This window comes from Intestinimonas sp. MSJ-38, assembly GCF_018917925.1.
In the GTDB taxonomy this organism is placed as follows: domain Bacteria; phylum Bacillota; class Clostridia; order Oscillospirales; family Butyricicoccaceae; genus Pseudobutyricicoccus.
In genome coordinates this window covers 1-14762 of record NZ_JAHLPO010000037.1, presented here as the reverse complement: position 1 = coordinate 14762, position 14762 = coordinate 1, and the positions used below count along the sequence as shown (strand labels likewise).

Here is a 14762-nt window from a genome sequence, read left to right as displayed (position 1 = left end):
CTAACTTTTCTTCTTTGCTTCGCATCGTGTATTTACCAGCCATATTGCCACCTCCATGTCTATAATAGCATAAAAATAATGGTAGGCACTTTTGTGTCTACCATTATTTTATCACTTCACGCTGTGGCGGCCGGGCCAACTTTTTGCCTGAAATGGCTGGATAAACAAAAAACTGCCTGAAAAAACAGGCAGTTTTAGACAGTTCGTTCGGTTGACTTCTTGCAATGAAAATAGTATAATAATATACTGCATCGATATGCAATCAACTGGTTGTCATTTTTCACCGCTCTCATTTTAGCAAAAGCCGGTGAGGATGGCAACAGGGAAGAAATAAAAAAATGCAACGCACCCTAGTGTATCGCAAACTGACAGGAAACGGAGTGTGGCAAATGTACAACTGGGAAAAGTACGGCAGGATCCAGTGCGGCAAAAAGGAGCGGGTTTGCTTTTCGCGGACCCGGGAAGTGCTCCAGATGCCCAACCTCATCGAGGTGCAGAAGAAGTCCTATCAATGGTTCCTGGATACCGGCCTGCGGGAGGTGTTCCGGGATGTGGGCGCCATCACCGACTACACCGGCAACCTGGAGCTGACCTTCCTGGATTATTCCATGGAAGAAGAGCCCAAGTATTCGGTGGAAGAATGCAAAGAGCGGGATGCCACCTATGCCGCCCCCATCAAAGTGCGCATGCGCCTGCGGAACAAGGAGACCGGTGAGATCAAGGAGCAGGAAATCTTCATGGGCGATTTCCCTGTGATGACCGACGGCGGCACCTTTATCATCAACGGCGCCGAACGGGTGGTGGTCTCTCAGATCGTCCGTTCTCCGGGTATGTATTTCGGCATCAACAACGAGCGGCCCGACAAGGAGATGTACACCAGTACCGTCATCCCCTACCGGGGCGCCTGGCTGGAGTATGAGACCGATGTGAACGATGTGTTCTATGTGCGCATCGACAAAAACCGCAAGCTGCCCATCACCTCTCTGATCCGGGCCATCGGCATCGGCACCGACGCCGAGATCAAAGAGGTGTTCGGCGAGGACGAGCGGATCATCGCTTCTCTGGACAAGGACTCCGCCATCAAGACCACCGAGGATGCCCTCATTGAGATCTACAAGCGTCTCCGTCCCGGTGAGCCCCCCACAGTGGACAGCGCGCAGACGCTGCTCCACAACCTGTTCTTTGATCCCAAGCGCTATGATCTGTCCACCGTGGGCCGGTATAAGTTCAACAAGAAGATGGCCATTTCCAAGCGCCTCAGCGGCCAGAAACTGGCCCGCCCTGTCACCGATCCCCTCACCGGCGAAGTACTGGCCACTCCCGGCCAGGTGCTCACCCGGGAGCAGGCCGCCCTCATCGAGAAGAAGGGCGTTTCGGTGGCCTATCTGGATGTGGAGGGCAAAGAGGTCAAGGCCTTCTCCAACGACATGGTGTGGCTCCACGACTTTGTGGATTGCAACGAGGAAGAGCTGGGCATCTATGAGCGGGTGCGCTTCTCCGTGCTGCGCCAGCTGATGGAAGAGCACCAGGGCCAGGAGCTGCTGGATGCCATCCGGGAGAATGCGGATGAGCTGATTCCCAAGCACATCATTGTGGACGATATCCTGGCTTCTATCAACTACCTCAACTGCCTGGCCAATGGCGTGGGCACCGCCGATGACATCGACCATCTGGGCAACCGCCGCCTGCGCAGCGTGGGCGAGCTGCTGCAGAACCAGTTCCGCATCGGCTTCTCCCGCATGGAGCGGGTGATCCGCGAGCGTATGACCATTCAGGATCTGGACATTGTCACCCCCCAGAGCCTGATCAATATCCGTCCTGTGACGGCGGCCATCAAGGAGTTTTTCGGCTCCTCCCCCCTCAGCCAGTTCATGGACCAGAACAACCCCCTGGCCGAGTTGACGCACAAGCGCCGTATGTCCGCTCTGGGCCCCGGCGGTCTGAGCCGTGACCGGGCCAACATGGAAGTCCGTGATGTGCATTACAGCCATTATGGCCGTCTGTGCCCCATCGAGACTCCCGAAGGTCCCAACATCGGCCTGATTTCCTATCTGGCCACCTATGCCCGCATCAATGACTACGGCTTTATCGAGGCTCCTTACCGCATCGTGGACAAGGAAACCGGCATCGTCACCGATGAAGTGCAGTATATGACCGCCGACATCGAGGACGAGTACATCGTGGCCCAGGCCAATGAGCCCCTGGATGAGAACGGCCGGATCAAAGCCGACCGTGTCACCTGCCGCCGCCGCGACGAGATCATCGAGATCGAGCGGGAGAAGGTGGACCTGGTGGATGTGGCCCCCAAGATGATGGTTTCCGTGGCTACCGCCATGATCCCCTTCCTGGAAAACGACGACGCCAACCGTGCTCTGATGGGTTCCAACATGCAGCGGCAGGCTGTGCCTCTGCTGAAGACCGAGGCCCCCTTCGTGGCCACCGGCATGGAATACAAGGCCGCTGTGGACTCGGGCACTGTGCCTCTGGCCCTGGGCGACGGCACCGTCACCCGCGTTACCGCCCGGGAAGTGACCATCAACTACGATGAGCTGGGTGAGAAGACCCATCGGCTCATCAAGTTCATGCGTTCCAACCAGGGTACCTGCATCAACCAGAAGCCTATTGTGGCGGTGGGAGAACGGGTGAAGAAGGGCGATGTAATCGCCGACGGCCCCTCCACCTCTCAGGGCGAGATCTCCCTGGGCAAAAACGCCCTCATCGGCTTTATGACCTGGGAAGGTTATAACTACGAAGACGCCGTCCTGCTCAACGAACGCCTGGTGCGGGACGATGTATACACTTCTATTCATATCGAAGAATACGAGACCGAGAGCCGGGATACCAAGCTGGGGCCCGAAGAGATCACCCGGGATATCCCCAATGTGGGCGAGGAGGCTCTGCGTGATCTGGACGAGCGGGGCATTGTGCGCGTAGGCGCCGAAGTGCACCCTGGCGACATCCTGGTGGGCAAAGTCACTCCCAAGGGTGAGACCGAGCTGACAGCCGAAGAGCGTCTGCTCCGGGCCATCTTCGGTGAAAAGGCCAGAGAGGTGCGGGACACCTCTCTCCGTGTGCCTCACGGCGCCGGTGGCATCATTGTGGATGTGAAGGTCTTTACCCGGGCCAACGGGGATGAGCTGTCCCCCGGCGTCAACATGGTGGTCCGCTGCTACATCGCTCAGAAGAGAAAGATCTCCGTGGGCGACAAAATGGCCGGCCGTCACGGCAACAAGGGTGTTGTGTCCCGTATTCTGCCTCAGGAGGATATGCCCTTCCTGGCCGACGGCACACCGCTGGATATCGTGCTCAACCCCCTGGGCGTGCCTTCCCGTATGAACATCGGTCAGGTGCTGGAAGTGCATCTGGGCTTTGCGGCCAGTGCACTGGGCATCCATGTGGCCACCCCCGTGTTCGACGGCGCAAAAGAAGAAGATATCCGGGCTCTCTTCCGGGATGCCGGTCTGCGGGAGGACGGCAAGAGCATCCTCTACGATGGCCGTACCGGCGAGCCCTTTGACAACCCGGTGACCGTGGGTTATATGTACTACCTGAAGCTCCATCACCTGGTCGACGATAAGATCCATGCCCGTTCCACCGGCCCGTACAGCCTGGTCACCCAGCAGCCCTTGGGCGGCAAGGCCCAGTTCGGCGGTCAGCGTTTCGGCGAAATGGAAGTGTGGGCCCTGGAGGCTTATGGCGCAGCCTACACCCTGCAGGAGATCCTCACCGTCAAGTCCGACGATATCGTGGGCCGTGTCAAGACCTACGAGGCCATCGTCAAGGGCCACAATGTGCCCAAGCCCGGTGTGCCTGAATCCTTCAAGGTTCTGGTGAAGGAATTGCAGTCCCTGGGTCTGGATCTGAAGGTGCTGGACAAGAATATGGAAGAGATCCACCTCAATGACGACGACGATGACGACGATGCTTACGAGGATATCGTCCGCGGCGGCGGAGCCCAGGAAGAGATGGGTTCTCAGGGCGTAGCTCTGGACAGCGAGCTTGCTGAGGCCGGTTTCGGCATCGGTGAGCAGAATGAGGAGGAAGACCCGCTGGAAGTGATGAACGAACTGGCGGGAGAAGAGATCGACCCGCTGGACGACGAGACACTGTAACGGAGGGGAAGAGAAACTATGGCAAACATGACATTTGAAGCCATCAAGATCGGTCTGGCTTCTCCGGAACTGATCCGCGAATGGTCCTATGGCGAAGTGAAAAAGCCCGAGACCATCAACTACCGCACTCTGAAGCCCGAGCGGGACGGCCTGTTCTGCGAACGGATCTTCGGGCCTCAGAAGGACTGGGAGTGCCATTGCGGAAAATATAAGAAAGTGCGCTTCAAGGGCAAGATCTGCGAACGCTGCGGCGTGGAAGTGACCAAGTCCAAGGTGCGCCGGGAGCGGATGGGCCACATCGAGCTGGCCGCTCCCGTCAGCCACATCTGGTATTTCAAGGGCATCCCCTCCCGGATGGGCCTGGTGCTGGATATGTCCCCCCGGCTGCTGGAAAAGGTGCTTTATTTCGCCAGCTACATCGTCACCGATCCCGGTGACACCCCGTTGATGAAAAAGCAGATCCTCACCGAAAAAGAATACCGGGACATGGTGGAAAAATACGAGGATGATTTCAAGGCGGAAATGGGCGCCGAGGCCATCAAGAAGCTGCTGGCCGAAATCGACCTGGAAGAGCTGTCCGCCCAGCTGCGGGCCGAGCTGAAAGACGCTTCCGGCCAGAAGAAGCTGCGGATCATCAAGCGGCTGGAGGTCATCGAGGCCTTCCGCCAGTCGGGCAACCGTCCTGAGTGGATGATCCTGGATGTGGTGCCGGTGATTCCCCCTGAGCTGCGGCCCATGGTCCAGCTGGATGGCGGCCGGTTCGCCACCAGCGACCTCAACGACCTGTACCGCCGGGTGATCAACCGGAACAACCGTCTGAAGAGACTGCTGGAGCTGGGCGCGCCCGACATCATCGTGCGCAACGAGAAGCGGATGCTCCAGGAAGCAGTGGACGCCCTCATCGACAACGGCCGCCGCGGCCGTCCGGTCACCGGCCCCAACAACCGTCCCCTCAAATCCCTCAGCGATATGCTCAAGGGCAAGCAGGGCCGGTTCCGTCAGAACCTGCTGGGTAAGCGTGTTGACTACTCCGGCCGTAGCGTTATCGTGGTGGGTCCCGACCTGAAGATCTATCAGTGCGGCCTGCCCAAGGAGATGGCTCTGGAGCTGTTCAAGCCCTTCGTCATGAAGAAGCTGGTGGAAGACGGCGTGGCCAACAACATCAAGAGCGCCAAGAAGATGGTGGAACGGGCCCGTACCGAGGTGTGGGACGCTCTGGAAGTGGTCATCAAGGAGCATCCTGTCATGCTCAACCGTGCGCCGACATTGCACCGTCTGGGCATCCAGGCCTTTGAGCCCATCCTGGTGGAAGGCCGGGCCATCAAGCTCCATCCCCTGGTGTGTACCGCCTTTAACGCCGACTTTGACGGCGACCAGATGGCCGTCCATGTGCCCCTCAGCGCCGAGGCCCAGGCCGAAGCCCGTCTGCTCATGCTGTCGGCCAACAACCTGTTGAAGCCTCAGGACGGTATGCCCGTCACCGTGCCTTCTCAGGATATGGTTCTGGGTTCCTATTACCTGACCATCGACCGGGAAGAAAAGGGCACCGGCATGATCTTCGCGAGCGAAGACGAAGCCCTTCTGGCCTATCAGCAGGGTTATGTGGGCATCCATTCTCCCATCAAGGTGCGGGTATTCCGGGAAATTGAGGGCAAAATGGAAAGTAAGATCGTCCCGGCCACTGTGGGCCGGCTGATCTTCAACCAGGCCGTGCCTCAGGACCTGGGCTTTGTGGACAGAACCCAGCCCGGCCATGAGTTTGACCTGGAGATCTCCTTCTCCTGCGGCAAAAAGGAACTGGGCAAGATCATCGCCGCCTGTATCAAGCGCCATGACTTCGCCCGTACCGCCCATCTGCTGGACGATATCAAAGCCCTTGGCTTTAAGTACTCCACCATCGGCGCCATGACGGTGTCGGTGTCCGATATGACCATCCCCGATGAGAAATACACCCTCATCGCCGAAACCGAAAAGCGTGTGGCCCGCATCGACCGTCAGTTCAAGCGCGGTCTGATCACCGACGACGAACGCTATCGCCTGGTGGTTGAGGAATGGGAGCAGACCATCAAGGATGTTACCAAGGCCCTGAACGATTGTCTGGACCGGTTCAATCCTATCTTCATGATGTCCAACTCCGGTGCTCGTGGCAGCATGAACCAGATCCGTCAGCTGGCGGGTATGCGCGGCCTGATGGCCAACACCGCCGGTAAGACCATCGAAATCCCCATCAAGGCCAACTTCCGTGAAGGCCTGTCTGTTCTGGAATACTTCATCTCCTCCAGAGGCGCCCGGAAAGGTCTGGCCGATACCGCTCTGCGTACCGCCGACTCCGGTTACCTGACCCGCCGTCTGGTGGATGTGTCCCAGGATGTGATCATTCGTGAGCACGACTGCGGCACCGACGACGGCATCTGGGTCTTTGAGATCAGCGACGGCAACCAGGTGATCGAGCCCTTTGCCGACCGCCTCATCGGCCGGTATCTGGTGGAGGACTTCAAGGACGCAAACGGCAATGTGCTGGTGTCCAAAGACAAGCTGATGACCGAGGACGACGCCAAGATCATCACCGACGCCGGCGTCACCCGGATCAAGATCCGCAGCGTGCTCACCTGCCGTGCCCGTCACGGCGTGTGCGCCAAGTGCTACGGCAGCAACCTGGCTTCCCGCACCGAGATCGGCATCGGTGAAGCCGTTGGCATCATCGCGGCCCAGTCCATCGGGGAACCGGGTACACAGCTGACCATGCGTACCTTCCACACCGGCGGTGTTGCCGGTAACGATATCACACAGGGTCTTCCCCGTGTTGAAGAGCTGTTCGAAGCCCGCAAGCCCAAGCGTGCCGCCACTCTGTCAGAGAACGCCGGTGTGGTATCGGTGGACGACAGCCGCAAAGGCTCCACCCGTCCTATCACCGTCACCGACCGGGAGAGCGGCGAGAGCAAGGTATACCAGGTGCCCCTGGGCCAGCCCCTCAAGGTGCAGGATGGCGAGGAGATCGCCATGGGCGCCGCTTTGACCGAAGGCGCTCTCAATCCCCACGATGTGCTGCGCACCCGGGATGTGGAAGCCGTACAGGCTTACCTGATCCAGGAAGTCCAGCGCGTGTACCGTCAGCAGGGCGTTGATATCAACGACCGGCACATCGAAGTCATCGTCCGTCAGATGATGCGGAAGGTGCGGGTGGAAAACCAGGGCGACACCGAGCTGCTGCCCGGGTCCATGGTGGATATCTTCGAGTTCGAAGATGCCAATGAGGAGGGGGCCAAGAAGGCCGCCGCCGAAGGCAAGGAGTTCGAGCCTGCCACCTATACACCGGTGCTTTTGGGTATCACCAAGGCCTCTCTGGCCACCGACAGCTTCCTGTCCGCCGCCTCCTTCCAGGAGACCACCAGAGTGCTCACCGAAGCCGCTATCAAGGGCAAGGTGGACCCGCTGCTGGGCCTGAAGGAGAATGTTATCATCGGTAAATTGGTGCCCGCCGGCAGCGGCGTGGACGAGTACAACCAGGCAACTTATGAAGAAGTTGTAGAAATGGTTGACTAATTGGGAAAGATAGCATATAATAATTAACTGCGTGAGTATTTTTGGAGGATGAACATGCTCTCTGTGTTGCAGCAGGGCCCCCGGGCCGTGGGCGTCAAACAGTCCCAGCGGGCGGTGAGCGCCGGAAAGGCGAAGCTGGCTTTTGTGGCCAAGGACGCCGAGGATCATGTTACCCGTCCCTTTATCGCGCTTTGCCAGCAGCAGTCTGTGCCGGTGGAAAATGTTCCTACCATGGCCCAGCTTGGCGCCGTGTGCGGCATCCATGTGGGATGCGCCGTGGCCGTTGCACTGCTGGAAGAATAAAACCTGTTTCAGGCTTTTTCCTCTCCCGGAGGGCTCAGGCTCTCCGGGGGCGGGTGTCATAAAGCAATAATCTATAAGGAGGTGCGTTATGCCTACATTCAATCAGCTGGTTCGCAAAGGAAGAGAAGTGGTCAGCTACAAGTCCAATTCTCCCGCGCTGCAGAAGGGGTACAACTCCAAGAAGATGATGACTACCGATCAGTCTTCTCCTCAAAAGAGAGGTGTCTGCACCACGGTCAAGACCATGACTCCTAAGAAGCCGAACTCCGCCCTGCGTAAGGTGGCTCGTGTGCGCCTGACCAACGGCATGGAGGTTTGGGGCTACATCCCCGGTGTGGGCCACAACCTGCAGGAGCACTCTGTGGTAATGGTGAGAGGCGGCCGTGTTAAGGACCTGCCTGGTGTGCGTTACCATGTGATCCGCGGCAGCCTGGACACCCAGGGTGTCAACGGCCGTATGCAGAGCCGCTCCAAGTACGGCGCCAAGCGGCCCAAGGCCGGCGCAGCCAAGAAGTAAGAAAAGCGCATAACCCAAAAAAGCAAAGCGTGTGAGCTTTGCCAGATTGACCTTTTGATGGATTTTTATAGATTATTGCTATGACGATCGGTAAAAAGGGAAGATCCGGCAGGGCACACAACAAGGGCTCAAAGAACCCTTGAGTACCTATGAAATCATTCTGTGAAGGAGGGAAGCAAAGTGCCCAGAAGAGGATTTGTTCCCAAGAGGGATGTTCTTCCGGACCCGCTTTACAATTCGAAACTCGTGACCAAGCTCATCAACAACATCATGTATGATGGCAAGAAGGGCATTGCTCAGAAGATCGTCTACGACGCCTTCGACATTGTAAAGGAAAAGACCGGCAAGGACCCTGTGGAAGCGTTCAATGAGGCCATGGAAAACATCATGCCCGCTCTGGAAATCAAGGCCCGGCGTGTTGGCGGCGCCACCTATCAGGTGCCTATGGAAGTGCGCCCCGAAAGAAGACAGACCCTTGGTCTGCGCTGGATCACGCTCTATTCCCGCAACCGCGGTGAGAAGACCATGAAGGAGCGTCTGGCTGGCGAGATCATGGACGCCATCAACGGAACCGGCGGCGCTGTGAAGAAGCGCGAGGATACCCACAAGATGGCCGAAGCCAACAAGGCTTTCGCCCACTTCAGATGGTAATCCGCCATTCAAACCGTTTTTGGAAAGGAGAGCACTAGATGCCAAGGCAGTATCCGCTGGAATTAACCCGTAACATCGGTATCATGGCGCATATCGATGCCGGTAAGACCACCACCACCGAGAGAATCCTGTACTACACAGGCGTCAACTACAAGATCGGTGAAACCCATGATGGCACCGCCACCATGGACTGGATGGAGCAGGAGCAGGAGAGAGGTATCACCATCACATCCGCTGCTACCACCTGCGCGTGGAATGGTCATAGAATCAACATCATCGACACCCCGGGCCATGTGGACTTCACTGTGGAAGTGGAGCGTTCCCTGCGTGTGCTTGACGGCAGTGTCACCGTTCTCTGCGCCAAGGGAGGCGTTGAGCCGCAGTCTGAGACTGTCTGGCATCAGGCCGACAAATACCATGTTCCCCGCATGGTCTATATCAACAAGATGGACACCATGGGCGCCGACTTCTATCATGCTGTTGACATGATGAAGGAACGCCTGAAGTGTAACCCTGTGCCCATTCAGCTGCCCATCGGCTCCGAAGATACCTTCAAGGGCATCATCGACCTGGTGGAAATGAAGGCTTATGTCTATTATGACGATCTGGGCAAGGACATCCGCTGCGAAGAGATCCCTGCCGACCTGAAGGAAAAGGCTGACGAGTACCATGCTCACATGATCGAGTCCATCTCTGAGTATGATGACGCCATCATGGAAGCCTATCTGGAAGGGGAAGAGATCTCCATCAAGGACATCAAGGCCGCTCTGCGTAAGGCGGTGCTGGATGTTAAGATCATCCCTGTCACCTGCGGCACTTCCTACCGCAACAAGGGTGTTCAGAAGCTGCTGGATGCCATCATCGACTATATGCCCTCGCCCCTGGATAAGAAGGCCATCGACGGTGTCAACCCCGATACCGACGAAGAGGATTGCCGTCATCCTTCCGATGACGAACCCTTCTCCGCTCTGGCCTTTAAGATCATGACTGACCCCTATGTGGGTAAGCTGTGCTTCTTCCGTGTCTATTCCGGCACTCTGGACGCCGGTTCCTCCGTGCTCAACAGCACCAAGCGCAACCGTGAGCGTATCGGCCGCATCCTGCTGATGCATGCCAACCACCGGGAAGACCTGGAGAAGGTCTACGCCGGCGACATCGCCGCTGCTGTTGGTCTGAAGAACACCACCACCGGCGACACCCTGTGCGACGAGAAGCACCCCATCATTCTGGAATCCATGGAATTCCCCGAGCCTGTTATCCGCGTGGCCATCGAGCCCAAGACCAAGGCCGGCCAGGAGAAGATGGGCATCGCTTTGGCCAAGCTGGCTGAAGAAGATCCCACCTTCCGCACCTACACCGACGAAGAGACTGGACAAACCATCATCGCCGGTATGGGCGAGCTCCATCTGGAGATCATCGTCGACCGTCTGCTCCGGGAATTCAAGGTGGAAGCCAATGTTGGTTCCCCGCAGGTTGCCTATAAGGAAACCGTGCGCAAGAGCGCCAATGTGGATATGAAGTACGCCCGTCAGTCCGGCGGTAAGGGCCAGTATGGTCATGTCAAGATTATTCTGGAGCCCAACGAGTCCGGCAAGGGCTACGAGTTCATCAACAAGATCGTGGGCGGCGCCATTCCCAAGGAATATATCGGGCCTATCGATCAGGGTATCCAGGGCGCTATGCAGAACGGCGTGCTGGCCGGCTATAATGTGGTGGATGTCAAGGTCACTCTGTATGACGGCTCCTACCACGAAGTGGACTCTTCGGAAATGGCCTTTAAGATTGCCGCCTCCATGGCCTTCAAGGAAGCCATGAAGAAGGCCGATCCCATTCTGATGGAGCCCATCATGAAGGTTTCCGTCATCGTGCCCGAAGAGTACATGGGCGATGTCATCGGCGACCTCAACTCCCGCCGTGGCCAGATCCAGGGCATGGAAGCCCGCAGCGGCGCCCAGCAGATCGATGCCTTTGTGCCCCTGAGCGAAATGTTCGGTTATGCTACCGATCTGCGCTCCCGTACACAGGGCCGCGGTCAGTACACCATGGAACCCAGCCACTACACTGAGGTGCCCAAGAGCATCCAGGAAAAAATCATCGCCGGCAAATAAGTATTTGCAATTCATGTATTGCATTGCCGCTGTTTTTAAGATAAAATGGGCTTATTGCAGGGCGATTCAATATGCTTTTTAGAATACCGCACTATTAAGGAGGAGAGTTCAAATGGCTAAGGCTAAATTTGAAAGAACAAAGCCCCATGTCAACATCGGCACCATCGGCCACGTTGACCACGGCAAGACCACTACCACCGCTGCGATCACCAAGTACCTGTCCCTGAAGGGCCAGGCTCAGTTCGAAGCCTATGATATGATCGACAAGGCTCCCGAAGAGAGAGAGCGCGGCATCACAATCAACACCGCTCATGTTGAGTATGAGACCGATGCCCGTCACTATGCCCATGTGGACTGCCCGGGCCATGCTGACTATATCAAGAACATGATCACCGGTGCTGCTCAGATGGACGGCGCCATCCTGGTTATCGCTGCTTCCGACGGCCCCATGGCTCAGACTCGTGAGCACATCCTGCTGGCCCGTCAGGTGGGCGTGCCCGCTATCGTCGTGTTCCTGAACAAGGCCGACCAGGTGGACGATCCCGAGCTGCTGGAGCTGGTTGAGATGGAAGTTCGTGAGCTGCTGAGCACTTACGAGTTCCCCGGCGACGAAGTGCCTATCATCTGCGGCTCTGCCCTGCAGGCTCTGGAGAGCACTTCCACCGATCCCAACGCTCCTGAGTACGAGTGCATCAGAAACCTGATGGACGCTGTTGACAGCTATATCCCCACTCCTGACCGTAAGGCTGATCTGCCCTTCCTGATGCCTGTGGAAGATGTGTTCACCATCACCGGCCGTGGTACTGTTGCTACCGGTCGTGTGGAGCGCGGCGTGCTGAAGATGAGCGAAGAAGTGGAAATCGTCGGCCTGATGGACGCTCCCAAGAAGACCGTCGTTACCGGCATCGAGATGTTCCGCAAGCTGCTGGACTTCGCTGAGGCTGGCGACAACATCGGCTGCCTGCTGCGCGGCATCAACAAGACCGACATCGAGCGCGGCCAGGTTCTGGCCAAGCCCGGTTCCATCCATCCTCACACCAAGTTCCATGGCCAGGTTTATGTTCTGACCAAGGAAGAGGGTGGCCGTCATACCCCCTTCTTCAACAACTATCGTCCTCAGTTCTATTTCCGTACCACCGATGTTACCGGCGTCATCACTCTGCCCGAAGGCACTGAGATGTGCATGCCCGGCGACAATGTGGAGATGGATGTTGAGCTGATCACCCCCATCGCTATCGAAGAGGGCCTGCGTTTCGCTATCCGTGAAGGCGGCCGTACTGTCGGTTCCGGCGTTGTTACCAAGGTCAACGAGTAATTTACTCTTTGTTCTTTCAAGAGCCATGGCTTTTGCCATGGCTCTTTTTTGTTCAAAAAAGCAATATAAAGCAGAAAAAAGAAATATTTCGAGATTGTTAAAAATATGTGTAAAATATGGGGAAAAATGCCCTATAAGATATTAAATAGCCATTAAATTGTTAAATAAATAGCAAAATACATGAAAATATGCACAAAAAGAAAAAAGAAAAATTGGCTATAAATTTGTGGAATTATGAAAAATAACAAAGGAAAAAGAAGAAAAATATTGATATATTGCGCTGGATAGTTGCCCATTGAGAGGGGGATGGCTATAATAGACAAGGAATCGGGGGGAAGTTTCCCCCAAAGAAAACGGAGGACATTTTCGATGAAAAACACCATGAAGAGACTGCTGGGCGGCTTGCTGCTGGGCAGTATGATGGTCGGTCTGGGAGCGGGCTGCTCCAAGGACTCCGGCCAGTCGGGCGGTGGCGGCAGCGTCACCCATGATAAGGACACCATTGTGATTGCAACCATGGCTGAGACCCCTTCTGTCAGCCCCTATGCTCACAACGCTTCTGCGGGTTACGCGGTCAACCTGCTCAACTACACCAGCCTGCTGCGTCTGGACAACGATCTGAATCCCCAGCCCGATCTGGCGGAGTCTTTCACCAACATTGACCCCACCTGCTGGGAGTTCAAGCTGCGCCAGGATGTGAAGTTCCACGACGGCTCCACCATGGAGGCCGAAGATGTAAAGGCTTCCATCGAGTATGGTAAGACTTTCCCCGACGGCTCTCTGTACAATGATTCCATCGAATCGGTGGAAGTGATGGATGAGTACACCGTGCGCATTCATACAAAGAGCCCGGATGCTTCTCTGCTGTTTAACCTGACCCAGCATGCCAACGCCATCGTTCCCAAGGAACTGATCGACGCCGGCAACGACTTCAACGAGAACCCCATCGGCTGCGGCCCCTACAAGTTTGTGGACTGGAAGCGCGGCGATCAGCTGGAGTTCACCGCTTTTGAAGACTACTACCTGGGCGCTCCCAAGATCAAGAATGTGATCTGGAAGATCATTCCCGAAGGCTCCTCCCGGACCATTGCTCTGGAAGCCGGCGAAGTGGACATGATCATGGAAGTGGAAAGCATGGATGTGGAGCGGATCAAGGAAAACCCTGATCTGGCTGTTCTGGAGTACACTCCGGCCAACATGAACTGGATCATGCTGAACAATGAAGTTCCCGGTCTGGACAATCAGGATTTCCGTCATGCTCTGAACTGCGCCATCGATAAGGAAAGCGTTGTTACCGTTGCTCTGAACGGTCTGGGCACCGTGGGCGAGACTCAGGTTCCCCCCAACCTGCCTGGCACCAGCACTGAAAACACCGATAGCTATGATGTGGAGAAGGCCAAGGAATATGTGAAGAAGTCCGGTGTGGACCCCTCTAGCATTGACTTCCCCATCATCTGCTCTGACGACACCAAGAAGCGTGCTGCTGAAGTTATCCAGGCCGACCTGGCTGAGATCGGCGTTACCGCCAACATCGAAAGCATGGACCTGGCTACCTACATGAGCACCGTGGCCGAAGGCAACTATGTGGCTGCTATCGGTGGCTACACCATGGCCGATACCATCACCTACCTCAACGGCGTGTACCACAGCAAGTCCATCAATGCTGCCAACAAGAGCCGTCTGAACGATCCCGAGATCGACGCCCTCATCGACCAGGCCACAGCTACTGCTGACGCAACCGAGAGAGAGGCCATCACCTCTGAGATCTGTGCCAAGCTGAATGTCATCTGCACCCAGGTGCCTCTGTATCAGCCCCTGAACCTGCGGGCCTACAACACCAACCTGGAGAATGTGGAAATCAACGGTGCCGGTGATGTGCGCATCGAGAACTTTAACTGGAAAGGGTAATCTTTTCTCAAAAAACAAACGCTACCCCGTTTGTAAAGAAAACCCCCGGACGATGTGAAGTGACCCCAAAAAATTAGACAATATTCTGAAGTAAAAATTGTTCAAGCAGCCGAAAGGGCTTGCTGTCTGTGAATTGCAGGCGGCAAGCCCTTTAGCTTTGCCTTAATCCTGCGGTTGTTGTAGTAGTCCAGATACTCAATGAGCTCCTGTTTGAAGTGCTCCATGGACTGAAATTCCTGCAGATACAATAGCTCACTTTTGAGCAGCCCAAAGAAGTTTTCTATCACAGCATTGTCCAGACAGTT

Annotated in this window: 9 protein-coding genes; 8 read left to right on the top strand and 1 reads right to left on the bottom strand. The window is 56.3% G+C overall.

Annotation, left to right across the window (positions count from 1 at the left end; all coding sequences use genetic code 11):
- Positions 1-389 precede the first annotated feature (389 nt).
- The 8 genes from rpoB to KQI26_RS14250 all read left to right on the top strand — a co-directional run bounded on the left by rpoB (position 390) and on the right by KQI26_RS14250 (position 14457).
- Positions 390-4112: a DNA-directed RNA polymerase subunit beta gene (gene rpoB / locus KQI26_RS14285; RefSeq protein ID WP_216504934.1), complete on the top strand. Its 3723-nt coding sequence runs from the start codon at positions 390-392 to the stop codon at positions 4110-4112.
- Positions 4113-4130: 18 nt separating this feature from the next.
- Positions 4131-7655 (top strand): DNA-directed RNA polymerase subunit beta', encoded by a 3525-nt coding sequence (gene rpoC, locus KQI26_RS14280; RefSeq protein WP_216504933.1) that lies wholly within the window; start codon positions 4131-4133, stop codon positions 7653-7655.
- Between the two features lie 54 nt (positions 7656-7709).
- Complete coding sequence (locus tag KQI26_RS14275) at positions 7710-7958, top strand: ribosomal L7Ae/L30e/S12e/Gadd45 family protein (RefSeq protein WP_216504932.1); 249 nt, start codon at positions 7710-7712, stop codon at positions 7956-7958.
- 88 nt (positions 7959-8046) lie between these two features.
- The gene (rpsL, locus tag KQI26_RS14270) at positions 8047-8475 is read left to right on the top strand and encodes a 30S ribosomal protein S12 (RefSeq protein WP_216504931.1); all 429 of its coding nucleotides are present in this window, start codon (positions 8047-8049) and stop codon (positions 8473-8475) included.
- A 180-nt stretch (positions 8476-8655) separates the two neighbouring features.
- Positions 8656-9126 (top strand): 30S ribosomal protein S7, encoded by a 471-nt coding sequence (gene rpsG / locus KQI26_RS14265; RefSeq protein WP_118427172.1) that lies wholly within the window; start codon positions 8656-8658, stop codon positions 9124-9126.
- A 38-nt stretch (positions 9127-9164) separates the two neighbouring features.
- Complete coding sequence (gene fusA, locus KQI26_RS14260) at positions 9165-11234, top strand: elongation factor G (RefSeq protein ID WP_216504930.1); 2070 nt, start codon at positions 9165-9167, stop codon at positions 11232-11234.
- Between the two features lie 112 nt (positions 11235-11346).
- Complete coding sequence (gene tuf, locus KQI26_RS14255) at positions 11347-12549, top strand: elongation factor Tu (RefSeq protein WP_118748425.1); 1203 nt, start codon at positions 11347-11349, stop codon at positions 12547-12549.
- A 369-nt stretch (positions 12550-12918) separates the two neighbouring features.
- Complete coding sequence (locus KQI26_RS14250) at positions 12919-14457, top strand: ABC transporter substrate-binding protein (RefSeq protein WP_216504929.1); 1539 nt, start codon at positions 12919-12921, stop codon at positions 14455-14457.
- A 101-nt stretch (positions 14458-14558) separates the two neighbouring features.
- Here KQI26_RS14250 and KQI26_RS14245 read toward each other — a convergent pair.
- Positions 14559-14762 (bottom strand): IS3 family transposase (locus tag KQI26_RS14245; protein ID WP_216503868.1); only part of this gene is annotated, 204 nt, incomplete at its 5' end.

What these genes read in the sequence shown, in the direction of transcription:
- rpsL (WP_216504931.1), top strand. Translation starts at nt 8,047, where the DNA reads ATGCCTACATTCAATCAGCTGGTTCGCAAAGGAAGAGAAGTGGTCAGC.
- KQI26_RS14275 (WP_216504932.1), top strand. Translation starts at nt 7,710, where the DNA reads ATGCTCTCTGTGTTGCAGCAGGGCCCCCGGGCCGTGGGCGTCAAACAG.
- rpoB (WP_216504934.1), top strand. Translation starts at nt 390, where the DNA reads ATGTACAACTGGGAAAAGTACGGCAGGATCCAGTGCGGCAAAAAGGAG.
- fusA (WP_216504930.1), top strand. Translation starts at nt 9,165, where the DNA reads ATGCCAAGGCAGTATCCGCTGGAATTAACCCGTAACATCGGTATCATG.
- rpoC (WP_216504933.1), top strand. Translation starts at nt 4,131, where the DNA reads ATGGCAAACATGACATTTGAAGCCATCAAGATCGGTCTGGCTTCTCCG.
- tuf (WP_118748425.1), top strand. Translation starts at nt 11,347, where the DNA reads ATGGCTAAGGCTAAATTTGAAAGAACAAAGCCCCATGTCAACATCGGC.
- KQI26_RS14250 (WP_216504929.1), top strand. Translation starts at nt 12,919, where the DNA reads ATGAAAAACACCATGAAGAGACTGCTGGGCGGCTTGCTGCTGGGCAGT.